The 9,663-nt window shown below is 48.3% G+C and carries 17 protein-coding genes and 2 pseudogenes; all 19 read right to left on the reverse strand.

Annotated elements, in window-relative coordinates:
• Nucleotides 1-408 (reverse strand): annotated as a pseudogene (locus B3180_RS05075) (hypothetical protein); the annotation flags it as partial.
• Nucleotides 409-422: 14 nt separating this feature from the next.
• Nucleotides 423-974, reverse strand: a complete 552-nt coding sequence (locus B3180_RS05080; protein ID WP_286843379.1) for a recombinase family protein — start codon at nt 972-974, stop codon at nt 423-425.
• On the reverse strand, nt 971-1,708 hold the full coding sequence (locus B3180_RS05085; RefSeq protein ID WP_286843381.1) for a SprT-like domain-containing protein: 738 nt from the start codon (nt 1,706-1,708) through the stop codon (nt 971-973). The genes B3180_RS05080 and B3180_RS05085 overlap by 4 nt, the downstream gene beginning before the upstream one ends.
• 387 nt (nt 1,709-2,095) lie before the next feature.
• A complete protein-coding gene (locus tag B3180_RS05090) occupies nt 2,096-2,338 on the reverse strand; it encodes a hypothetical protein (protein WP_286843384.1) in 243 nt (80 codons plus the stop codon).
• A gap of 29 nt (nt 2,339-2,367) precedes the next feature.
• On the reverse strand, nt 2,368-2,532 hold the full coding sequence (locus B3180_RS05095) for a hypothetical protein (RefSeq protein WP_286843386.1): 165 nt from the start codon (nt 2,530-2,532) through the stop codon (nt 2,368-2,370).
• 22 nt (nt 2,533-2,554) lie between these two features.
• Nucleotides 2,555-2,740: a hypothetical protein gene (locus B3180_RS05100; protein WP_286843388.1), complete on the reverse strand. Its 186-nt coding sequence runs from the start codon at nt 2,738-2,740 to the stop codon at nt 2,555-2,557.
• Nucleotides 2,741-2,954: 214 nt separating this feature from the next.
• Nucleotides 2,955-3,332, reverse strand: coding sequence for a hypothetical protein (locus tag B3180_RS05105; protein ID WP_286843389.1), 378 nt, complete (start codon nt 3,330-3,332; stop codon nt 2,955-2,957).
• 359 nt (nt 3,333-3,691) lie between these two features.
• Nucleotides 3,692-4,030 carry a hypothetical protein gene (locus tag B3180_RS05110; protein ID WP_286843390.1) on the reverse strand — a complete coding sequence of 113 codons (339 nt, stop codon included), beginning with the start codon at nt 4,028-4,030 and terminating at the stop codon, nt 3,692-3,694.
• Nucleotides 4,031-4,105: 75 nt separating this feature from the next.
• The gene (locus B3180_RS05115) at nt 4,106-4,651 is read right to left on the reverse strand and encodes a hypothetical protein (protein ID WP_286843392.1); all 546 of its coding nucleotides are present in this window, start codon (nt 4,649-4,651) and stop codon (nt 4,106-4,108) included.
• 32 nt (nt 4,652-4,683) lie between these two features.
• A complete protein-coding gene (locus tag B3180_RS05120) occupies nt 4,684-5,364 on the reverse strand; it encodes a DUF2726 domain-containing protein (protein WP_286843393.1) in 681 nt (226 codons plus the stop codon).
• 131 nt (nt 5,365-5,495) lie between these two features.
• Nucleotides 5,496-5,918 (reverse strand): hypothetical protein, encoded by a 423-nt coding sequence (locus tag B3180_RS05125; protein ID WP_286843395.1) that lies wholly within the window; start codon nt 5,916-5,918, stop codon nt 5,496-5,498.
• Nucleotides 5,915-6,148 carry a hypothetical protein gene (locus B3180_RS05130; protein WP_286843397.1) on the reverse strand — a complete coding sequence of 78 codons (234 nt, stop codon included), beginning with the start codon at nt 6,146-6,148 and terminating at the stop codon, nt 5,915-5,917. The genes B3180_RS05125 and B3180_RS05130 overlap by 4 nt, the downstream gene beginning before the upstream one ends.
• Nucleotides 6,138-6,338 (reverse strand): hypothetical protein, encoded by a 201-nt coding sequence (locus tag B3180_RS05135; protein ID WP_286843399.1) that lies wholly within the window; start codon nt 6,336-6,338, stop codon nt 6,138-6,140. The genes B3180_RS05130 and B3180_RS05135 overlap by 11 nt, the downstream gene beginning before the upstream one ends.
• Nucleotides 6,339-6,444: 106 nt before the next feature.
• Nucleotides 6,445-7,896 carry a hypothetical protein gene (locus B3180_RS05140; protein ID WP_286843401.1) on the reverse strand — a complete coding sequence of 484 codons (1,452 nt, stop codon included), beginning with the start codon at nt 7,894-7,896 and terminating at the stop codon, nt 6,445-6,447.
• 94 nt (nt 7,897-7,990) lie between these two features.
• Nucleotides 7,991-8,167 (reverse strand): hypothetical protein, encoded by a 177-nt coding sequence (locus B3180_RS05145; RefSeq protein WP_154707669.1) that lies wholly within the window; start codon nt 8,165-8,167, stop codon nt 7,991-7,993.
• Nucleotides 8,168-8,199: 32 nt separating this feature from the next.
• Complete coding sequence (locus tag B3180_RS05150; protein WP_286843402.1) at nt 8,200-8,478, reverse strand: hypothetical protein; 279 nt, start codon at nt 8,476-8,478, stop codon at nt 8,200-8,202.
• A 194-nt stretch (nt 8,479-8,672) separates the two neighbouring features.
• Nucleotides 8,673-9,134 (reverse strand): hypothetical protein, encoded by a 462-nt coding sequence (locus B3180_RS05155; RefSeq protein WP_286843403.1) that lies wholly within the window; start codon nt 9,132-9,134, stop codon nt 8,673-8,675.
• Between the two features lie 27 nt (nt 9,135-9,161).
• On the reverse strand, nt 9,162-9,485 hold the full coding sequence (locus B3180_RS05160) for a hypothetical protein (RefSeq protein WP_286843404.1): 324 nt from the start codon (nt 9,483-9,485) through the stop codon (nt 9,162-9,164).
• Nucleotides 9,478-9,663 (reverse strand): annotated as a pseudogene (locus B3180_RS05165) (hypothetical protein); the annotation flags it as partial. The gene B3180_RS05160 and the pseudogene B3180_RS05165, both read right to left, overlap by 8 nt.

Consider the following 9,663-nt stretch of genomic DNA (forward strand, 5'->3'; position numbering starts at 1 on the left):
GGCACCGATGCCGGTTGTCTCGGTGTCCAGGAAAAGTGGATTTTCATTAAGCCAGTGAATTGCCCTGCAAGACGCAATGGCTCCGTTGCTTTTTAGCTTCGCCTTGATGGCCAATATTGCACTGGCACGTATTTGTTTCTCGCTCGGCGGTTTTGTGCTACGGATCTTCATAGGCAAACAATCAGTAATTTTATAAACCCCAAACTCTCCGCCATAACCGTTTTTGTAAAATGCCACTGGCTCTGCGCCGGGTTTAGGCTTCATTCTAAATTCATCACGAAGTCTGCCTTTTGAAAAGCATTGGTCTTTTTTGATGGCTTCGGCACGGGCCGCTTCCAACTCGTCTTTGTAGCTTTCTTCCAAGTACCCTCCTTTATTGGTCACGAAATCGCTTACCTGGTTGGCCAAAAGTGTGACCACTATTACAGCTCTGCCAATGCTTTGTTCAGTGTTACCCGCGACACGTCGAAATGGCTTGCCACATCTGTTTTCGTCATTGTTGGATCGAGCAACATGGCTTTTGCTCTTCGCACATCAGCCTTAGTCATCTTAGGCTTACGACCACCTTTTCTACCTCGCGCTCTTGCAGCTGCTAACCCCGCTTTAGTTCGCTCCCGGATCAATGTCCGCTCAAATTCGGCCAGTGCCGCAAAAATATGGAATACCAGCTTTCCACCGGCTGTTGTTGTATCAATAGATTCAGTCAGCGACCGAAAGCCTATGCCTTTACCTTCCAGTTCGGTGATAATTTCAACCAGGTCTTTCAAGCTGCGCCCCAGGCGATCCAGTCGCCAGACGGTGAGCGTATCACCGGCCCTTAGCGTATCGAGGCACCTTGATAGTTCTGGCCGTTCTCTAGATGCACCTGAAAACGACTCCTGAAATATCCGCTCACACCCTGCTTTTTCTAAGGCGTCAGTTTGAAGAGCATTATTCTGATCCGCTGTGGATACACGCGCATAGCCGATATTCAATTGATTTCCCCAAACTCTAAATCACAAGGCCCACACTTAATTGAAAGTGCAGGTTTCCCCCAAACGTTCACCCCACAGCCAGGGCATGAGTATTTTACTTTATTTCGGCTGTCCTTCATTTCTTCCGGCAGAACGAACGACTCTTTATCGAAGAACTCTACTACCGCCGTGGTTAACTTCACGGCAGAGGTGCTAGGCAAATCATACGCCTGCACCAGCTCCGGTACCGGAAGGCTACAGCCTTGCGCGAACCGATCCACCCAGGGCAAATCGAAGCGGCCACCTGATACCAGTGAATCGCATTGCTTCAGGAAGCGCCCACCAGGTATCGGATAGTCACTCATTTTTTCGCCGGTTTTCTTACCGCCAGGCCTGCCTGTTGTAGACGGCATAAGCCCCACGGCTTCCATCATGTCAGCCCATTCTTTGTTGTGATAACCCCTACGCCCCGGCTGGCCATAGCAAAACTGAAGTAAATGGCACTGCTCATGCACCAGGGTTTGAAATACTTCTATCAACGCCGACTTACCGACGTAAGTTGGATTGATAGCAATTTCATGACAGGTCTTACCATGCTTGGATACCCACCGCTCCGGCGAGAAGTACCCCATCACGCCCTTCTGTCTCTGTGCGGTGAAAATAACCTGCGGCAACTTGCCGTCAAATAAGGAGCTGTTGAAATGCTCATAGGCGGCCTGTAGCGCCCCGTATAACTCTGACGTTGGCTGCATCATCTAACAATTAACCACGCTTTTTAAATGCCACTATGCAGCCCACAACGATAACTAGAATCAATATTGCGAGTCCTGGCCAAAATAAATAATCATCGTGTGCTTTGGTTGTTGGCCAATCTGGCAATGTGGTTCCGCCTGCACTAGCAACCAAGATACTAAGCATTCTGGACATCCTACCTTTTATTTCTAAAAATGTTAGGCCACATCCCCTGTGGTTCACAAATATGAAGTGAACCATCGTCAGCAGTACGAACCTTATGTATTAGCCTGCCGCCGTTTTCGATATGTTTTTTTAATCTACCCAAACTGTCTGAACCCATGCCGTTGATGCCAGGGGCGTCAATGACGTAAAAACTCTCTTGAGCCAATGTCTGTAAGTCGCTACAATTAATCATCCGTACAATCCTTTTCGTTTTTCTTTCTGAAAAGAAAATAGCCAACAGTCACTACTGAGACTACAAAAACAATTGCTATGAGAATTGCCGCATAGTTAATTTTGTCACCTACAGGCATCAAAATACGCAATAGCAAAGCAGCAATAAGCCCCACTAAGATTGCCCCGATTTCACCAAGATAACTACGTTTTTTACTATCCACTAAAACATCGTTATTATTGCTCGCTTTATTCATACCTATTTACCCTATTTGCTTTTAGAATTTCAGAGCCTGATCACAGCACGGCGCACAGCCGCAGTTTCACCGTCCACGTTCATACTTTGTTGCTGTTCCTGGGTGTAAACCCGGACATTCTTTGCTGACGGCAAAGAACGAATGAAGTCCACAAGACTTTGTGTATTTTCAGACACCACACCGTTTCTTGTCATGGCCACGCCTCCTGTACCCTAGTTACTTGTCAAAGCCAAATCGTTTTACTGTTTCCATGAATTGTGGGTCAGCCTCAAGATAAGCCGACAACAGTTCTCCATGACTAATGTTGCCCCGATTGAGAAAAATTTGATTCTCGATTTCCGAGTTCATAAATTTAAGCAGTATGTTGTATTTGTACTCTGTCATATTTGGAAAATTATTCATCGACGCTTTCCTTGTTGGCTGACGTAAAGAAAAGGCACCTATACTTTGCATAGATAACTTTACGCGAAACTTTACAATAATCAAGTAAAAAAAACCGGAATATTCTCTCCGGCTCAAAACGTAAAACAAACGGTCGTTAACTTTACAATCCGCATTGGTCACTGAAGCAGCTCGCCGGCAAGCTGGATCTGTGACCAAGGTTAGGTGATCACAGTTAGGCGTCCTCGATGGCCAACCCATGTGACCACTTGAAAGTATTAGTCAAGTGATACAGGTCATCATCAAGCCGCCTCAGCGCCTTTTCCAGCGATACCAGCCGCCCATCCAGCTCGTCGTACTCCTTACCCCGTTCAATCGCACTTAGCACAGCCTGCTGCTTTTCAGGATCAGCACCAATGTACTCGAACTGCCGCCCCCGCTCATCGGTCGCGGGTCTTACTATCCGAAGGTACCGGCCCTGTTTGTAATTCGGTGTTCCGTAATCAATACCGGCCTTTTTCAAAGCCATTTGCTTAACCTTCAGGCTTTCGATTTCCCTAACAACCGCTTCGTACTGAGCTTGTATTGATGCTAATGATTTTAAGACTTTCATGCTTCACCGCTGGTCACAAATAAAAAAGAGCTCAACAAAAACTGTGACCATTATAGCCATTGGTCACACAAAGCGCAACCAGGTTATTAATATTGTGACCATTTATTTTTAATGGATTATTCTGCGGTTCTGGGCTTCTAGGTCCGTCGCGTCGGTCGTGGCAACCGGCCAGCCGGGGCGCGAACCAGGGCAAGGGTTTAAGCGTAGCGTCCCTTGCGCTGGATCGAGTTTCGGCTAGGTTCGCCACACAAAGACCGGCGTGGCTGATCGAGTTGACCAGGAAGGGCTGCTTGGGAGTGAGCTGAAGGAGTGGCTTTTGTTTAGGGTGACCCGGTGAGGGCAAAACGGTAAGTTTCGGTTCAAATGCCCCCGCCAGTCCATGTTGTAACCAAAGAGCTAAAGTCAAACCCTCTTCTGACGGGTATGGCTGCGCGCTCTTCACATTTTGTTGCAGGGTGACAGCGGTGGCGAAAAACATGGACATACCGGGTCCAGGTAAACCAAAGAAAGCGGTGACGCTCATCGGTCGTATACATATACATCCAACACTCATGATCGCTTTCTGTATTTAAAGCAACAGTAGGATCGGGCAAACCTTTATTAATGCGGATTTTTGCCAACTGCTGCCACAAAAGCTTGTGTTCTGGATTATCAGGCATAACAACCTGCAAAGTCAGTTTCACAGCTTCTTTAGACATACCAACGCCTACATTTGCGGCTGGTTTGGAGCGCAGCGGAAAACCAGTCCGCCAACATGTACTTGTTAGGCAATTTCATTCACTCCACTTGGCCTTAATGTGTTTGCCCGAGCCCTTTCCAAAGCTCTTTCGATCGAGCATTTTTGCTTTAAACTCGAAGTCTTTGCTGATTTTCACAATGAGAAGCTTGCTGAAATTACCGGCCCGTTTCACTAGCACAGCATTGTCGGACTTAAATGGGCTAATTGTTTTGATTTCGACGAAATCGTTTCCCAATTTGCCATCAGAGCCTCGTGTATATGGCTTATGCCTCTTGATTCCGTATTTAGCTTCACCGTATAGCTCGCCAAGCTCTCCATAAATTGGCAGATGCCGACCTGTTACTTCGAAGTAATTTCGGGCGCTTTCAACCAATTCACCTAACAACTCCCAAAGCTCTAGAGTTGTCGGGTTCTTTGGCTCACTATCAGAATCCCAGCCCGCTTCATCGTCAATAAAATCCTCGATGTTATCCCAATCGCGATGCTCCCAAGGGTTATAGCCACAGGCAGCAGCATCCGCTATCTGCTCTGGGCTATAGCCCTCATTATGCATATCGTGCAGAAAGTCCCAGTCGCTCATATGTTCCTCTTGCCTAACATCCTCTTAGGAGATCAGCTTGATAGCGGTAAGTCTTCCGGCCATGCGAGAAACTTACCGAACCTTTGGTGAGATTTTTCTTCTCCACCCATGTTTACCCCGAACTCAGTGAGCCGGTATTCGTCGCCAATCTTTTCAACGTACATTGAATCTACCAGCTTCTGCATGAACTCATCAGTTGAGCAACCATGCTTTTTTGCCATTTTCGACGTTGATATTTTGGAAGGCTCCGGTGTGCTGTCCATTTTAGGTGGATATACTGGTTTACCCATAGTGCCCACTGGCGTGGGTTCTGGCGCGGGCACTGGTGCAGGCTTGCCCGCAATGGCGGCGAGAACCTGGGAGCGCAGATCGTCTACCACATAGCTTCGGCTGTTCTTCACTTCCAGCAATGTTACGTTTGCCGCCTGGCAAGCGGCTCTGACAAACGCATCACGTTTAGCCCTATCTGCTCTCTTATGCGAAGCGTCATTCAACTCGATGCAGCAGGCAACGCTCATATCATCTTTCCGGCAAACCACAAAATCAAAGTGCTTCTGCTGGATCTTTCCTCGCATGATCAAAGCCTGCTTTTTCTCAAGGCCTTTGCGCACCTTCAGCACATCACCAATACGCACTTTAAACGTTACCACGTATCCGCTTGGGATAACTTGCTCCAGGGTCGAATAGAAAAATCGCTCAGCGGCGGTCAGCAAAGGGCCAGCAGCTTCGTAAGGGTAGCTACTGGAACGTGCTGAAGTTGCTATAAGGAATACAAGAAAAAAAATGGCCGCGATCAACAATGCGGCCAACAACATAAACATATCCATTAACAGTCATCCAACCATTAAAACCAGCTCATCGGTGCCACAGGTTCAACAGCTTTATCAGCAGCTCGTAATACGTCTGCCACCGCTTTGGAACCGGCCACTTCTGCGCAACTGTGAATAGAACGAATCCGCTCTAACGGTTCTTCCATAGACTCATCCAAAGGGCCATGACAACCCTTGCGATAACCGGCCACCTGCTCTAACCGGGCCGGGTCACTACCTGCCCAATTAGAAAGATAAGCCTCCCGCACACTGTCAACAGATTTGATGTATTGGGTCATCTGGCCAATAACAACAACAACCAATAACAAAACAGCAATAGCCGAAAACTTTAAGGTTGCTCGAATGGTACTACCAACTGCTAAACCGGCCTTACCGGCAAAACTATCGCCCCCGTAAAAAAACTCATGGGCAGTATCAATTATTTTGTTTCTATTCATTTTTGCATTCCGTCATAACTGGCCAACCCACCTTTCTCAGCAGCCCTTGGTGTGAGTGACCAACGTAGCATCCCGGCATGGAGCCACACTTCACGGCCAATCAGTACGCACCCGGAGACAGAAACAACAACCAGGACGAAAACTGGCATCGAGGACTGATAAATACCAACAATCAATACCAGGAAGATACCTATCAGCAGATTAAGCAACCCATTAAAATCACGCTTCACACTTCCCCCTTGCATCCTTTTTTGCAAGCTCCACTATCTCCGCCTTCTCTTTATCAGAAAGAAATGCGATTGCTGAACTCACTTTAAAACCGGCACCGTGCAATGACGGTTTTCCTGGAAAACCTACAGCAGGCAAAGCAACTGATACTTTTCCTGCTTCCCACTGACTCTTAACAAACCCATAGAACATGACCTACTCCTTCTTTCGTAATCTAGGCCGGTACTCTCCCCGACGAGTCACACCACTAGGCAGGTGTCGCTACCGCTAGGCCTGGGCGAGCGGTAATCCATTACCGCTAATCACTCAGCGAAATCACCACACTGCGAGTATCATCAACACTTTCAAGCCAGGCTGAAACACCATAGTCACCGGCAACAGCCATCGTATGCTCGGTACCTGAGTTGAAGCACGATCCGCTAATGACTGCGCTCGGCATACAGAATGGTTGAGTAACTGCCTTCCACCCCTCTCCAGGAACATACTCTGAATACTTGGTATGACTGGTGAACCACTGAGCATACATTTTGCCGTCACCGCCATTAACCAGGACAGGGTTTGCAGCCCCTGAATCAAAAAGCGTTTGCACGTCACTTATGCCTGTGGCGCTGTATGTGACGCTTTTCAGGTCGTGTAATACGGCCACGGAAGATTGTTCTTTATGGCGCCAGGCGATATGCAATTCATCATCAATGCCTGATACAGCGATATGGCCAACATCATAAGGAAGGTCTTCAATCTGAGGTACTGCCTGCCACTCGCTACCCGAGCTGGCCGCTGCCATAACCGAGTAATAGCCGTATTCATCCAGCTCTGCCCACACCAGTACATCGTTACCGTCAAATGCAGTACCAACCACACTGCCTTTCAGCCCAGCCGAATCAACCTCTTTGGTCGTGGCCATCAAACTGGTTAGATCCAGGTTTGCGACAGATAGGCGGTCATTCTCAGCGTCTACTGAGGCCAGATAACCAACGAATACAGAGCCATCACGCTCCCAAATAGCGACATTTGCGTCTGCCTTAACATCCCCTGCCACGTCAAACACAGCGCCCCAGCTACCAGTATTTGCGTAATACGCAACCCCCTTCAACGCTATGGTGTCCACGCCTGCTTGCTTCCACAGCAACACCGCGTCGCCGTTTTCCAAGGCCATCAATTTAATTTCGCTGCATGGCTCATCAGTTGATTCCACAGAGAAAGCGGCAGACCATGATCCGCCCTGGGGAACATAATCAGCAACATAAACCGAAGTCGTAACGCCATCATTCTGCAACCAGGCAACGTGGCCCACACCGTCTGCCGATACAGCCAATTGAGGTGATGGTGTAAACCGCTCCACTTCACCAGTGAAGTTCCAACGGGTATTGACGAGCACCGAATCAATGCCGTCATCGAGCTGGCTAATCTGAAGGGCATCCCGTTGACGTTCAGCCTCCGGCAAATCAGCGCGCAACACCGAAGCAAAGACAGCCGAAGGCTTGTCGTCTGTCGCGGCTTCAGCCCATGCGGCCAACACAGTGCCGTTATTTAAAACACTAACAGTAGGGTTGTGGGCCTGCCTGTTGGGGTTGCTTAACTGGAAACCCGGTGTCCAGGAACGAGCCTGGTACGGCGGCGGATTCTCTGCTCCTGGATTACCAGGGGGATTCCCGGCGCTAGGTGGAGCTGAAGTAGAATCAGAGCTGCCGCCTCCGCCACATCCCACTAGCGCCATTGAAATAATCAATGCCAAGGTAGTTTTTTTCATTTAAAAAATTCCATAAAGAAATAATAACCAAGCGGCAACTACTAAACCTGTAAGGCCATCAAAACCGCCATCCATACGCTTGATGTTCCAACCTTCAATCGTTGTAGTGATTTAAAGGGTGCCAGAACATATTGGGGTCATAGACAACATTGTCGTCATCTTTGACGTTGGCCCGGCTAGGGGCCGTTACTTCCCGCCCCTGGTAATTAACAATCACGCGATAAAGCATGAATGCCAGGAACAGACCAAAAAATATTGCAATCTTCAGCATGATAAACCTCCATCGCTTTTATCCGGCTTAACTCAGCGGAACACATAGCGATTAGAATATGAGCAAAACGCTCCTAAACCGTACCAGGTGGCCAAACCAAACATTACCGGCAAAAGAACTAACCGGCCCTGATCAAGTACACTGAGGCTCGTCCACAGGCGTTCAAATGGCAGTAACTGCGAATAAACCATATACATATCGACAACAATCAATGCCGTAGCCACACCGTAAAGAACCATCAACACTACAGCCGTCTCGAACACCTCTCTCAACGCTACTGCAAGCTGAATTACCGCTTTAAAATCATTCATAAAAACTCACTGACTTGTTGTTTATTGTTGCCAGCTTCCTCGGTGGTCAGAGTGTGGGCTTGATGTGGTTGGCAGTGTGGTCATGGCTGTGGTCAACCAGTGGTCGGTTTACCGTCCACGGTTGTCCATCAGTCTGTCCATACGTCCGAAGGCCATCCACACTAAACCCATACGCCTCAACGAGCTGTCCACCGCTATTGATCAAGATGACCGATAGTAATGGCCTCCAGCACTCCGCGACTGCTGAGAACCGGCTTACCCTCATAAATACCAGGTGTGAATTTCAGATTACGAATCACGAAAGTCACCCGGATACCAGAAAACGGGTCTTTGAATTGCTTCATTGACTCTGCCCACTTTTTCAGCGTAGAACCGACCAGCAGATCACAGTTCGTAATGTCGCCTTCCCATTCACCCCGTTCATTTCGACGCGACCCTTGTATCAATCCCGCCCGAACAAAAAACAGCGTGTCGTTATCTTTTACATGACTGCGGATCTCATTGATAAACCCGCTACAGGTAGTCACTGAGTCATTCGGAAAAACCGGATTTTGAAAACCCTTCCGGTCATCCTTTTTCTGTTGCTGTTCGCCCGCTTGAGGCTGGCTACCCACTTCCGGGAAGTCGTCATAGGCGTCAATCGGGGGCTGATTCATATCGTTCATCTTTGGTCTTACTCCTATTTAGGTTGCTTTACTTTTTGCAGCCGCTTTTCGTTTTGGGCGACTGCTTTGGTTCACATATGTGTCGGGTTTCCAGTTACCCAAACCATCAATCACAACACGTTCAGCACCCAATTCCGCCAGAAAGTTAATCGCCGTATTAGGTGATCGGAAAACTCTTGGCGACTTCCTCTGTGTGTACAACTTGAAAAGGGTTTTACCCTGCTCCACTAACACCTCAAAGCCACTTGGTGTGCCTTTCAGAATGACTGCCGGCTTCGCTTTCACATTCATCAGCAATGCCTTGAAAAGGCGTTGCTCTATCGGTTCAAATTCGTCACACATTGCGCGGCTGAAAAACCAGGTATTCCTTCGCTTGGCGCGGCTTCTTGCTGCGATTCGCATGAGTCGGTCGCTGGATAAAGTAACGCTCCCCGTCACGTTCAATCAGCTCACCGGATTTCACCTGGCCAAGCATTTCCAGGCATTCTGTGGCTTTTTTGCGGTACGCATCAAAATCCAC

The sequence above is a fragment of the Idiomarina sp. UBA4206 genome, assembly GCF_002383015.1.
Taxonomy (GTDB): Bacteria; Pseudomonadota; Gammaproteobacteria; order Enterobacterales; family Alteromonadaceae; genus Idiomarina; species Idiomarina abyssalis.

Coding starts and splice junctions, on each gene's coding strand:
- B3180_RS05125 (WP_286843395.1), bottom strand. CDS start 5,918: ATGAATAGAAACAAAATAATTGATACTGCCCATGAGTTTTTTTACGGG.
- B3180_RS05100 (WP_286843388.1), bottom strand. CDS start 2,740: ATGAATAATTTTCCAAATATGACAGAGTACAAATACAACATACTGCTT.
- B3180_RS05090 (WP_286843384.1), bottom strand. CDS start 2,338: ATGAATAAAGCGAGCAATAATAACGATGTTTTAGTGGATAGTAAAAAA.
- B3180_RS05150 (WP_286843402.1), bottom strand. CDS start 8,478: ATGAATGATTTTAAAGCGGTAATTCAGCTTGCAGTAGCGTTGAGAGAG.
- B3180_RS05155 (WP_286843403.1), bottom strand. CDS start 9,134: ATGAATCAGCCCCCGATTGACGCCTATGACGACTTCCCGGAAGTGGGT.
- B3180_RS05145 (WP_154707669.1), bottom strand. CDS start 8,167: ATGCTGAAGATTGCAATATTTTTTGGTCTGTTCCTGGCATTCATGCTT.
- B3180_RS05105 (WP_286843389.1), bottom strand. CDS start 3,332: ATGAAAGTCTTAAAATCATTAGCATCAATACAAGCTCAGTACGAAGCG.
- B3180_RS05160 (WP_286843404.1), bottom strand. CDS start 9,485: ATGTGTGACGAATTTGAACCGATAGAGCAACGCCTTTTCAAGGCATTG.
- B3180_RS05085 (WP_286843381.1), bottom strand. CDS start 1,708: ATGATGCAGCCAACGTCAGAGTTATACGGGGCGCTACAGGCCGCCTAT.
- B3180_RS05115 (WP_286843392.1), bottom strand. CDS start 4,651: ATGAGCGACTGGGACTTTCTGCACGATATGCATAATGAGGGCTATAGC.
- B3180_RS05095 (WP_286843386.1), bottom strand. CDS start 2,532: ATGACAAGAAACGGTGTGGTGTCTGAAAATACACAAAGTCTTGTGGAC.
- B3180_RS05135 (WP_286843399.1), bottom strand. CDS start 6,338: ATGTTCTATGGGTTTGTTAAGAGTCAGTGGGAAGCAGGAAAAGTATCA.
- B3180_RS05140 (WP_286843401.1), bottom strand. CDS start 7,896: ATGAAAAAAACTACCTTGGCATTGATTATTTCAATGGCGCTAGTGGGA.
- B3180_RS05110 (WP_286843390.1), bottom strand. CDS start 4,030: ATGTCTAAAGAAGCTGTGAAACTGACTTTGCAGGTTGTTATGCCTGAT.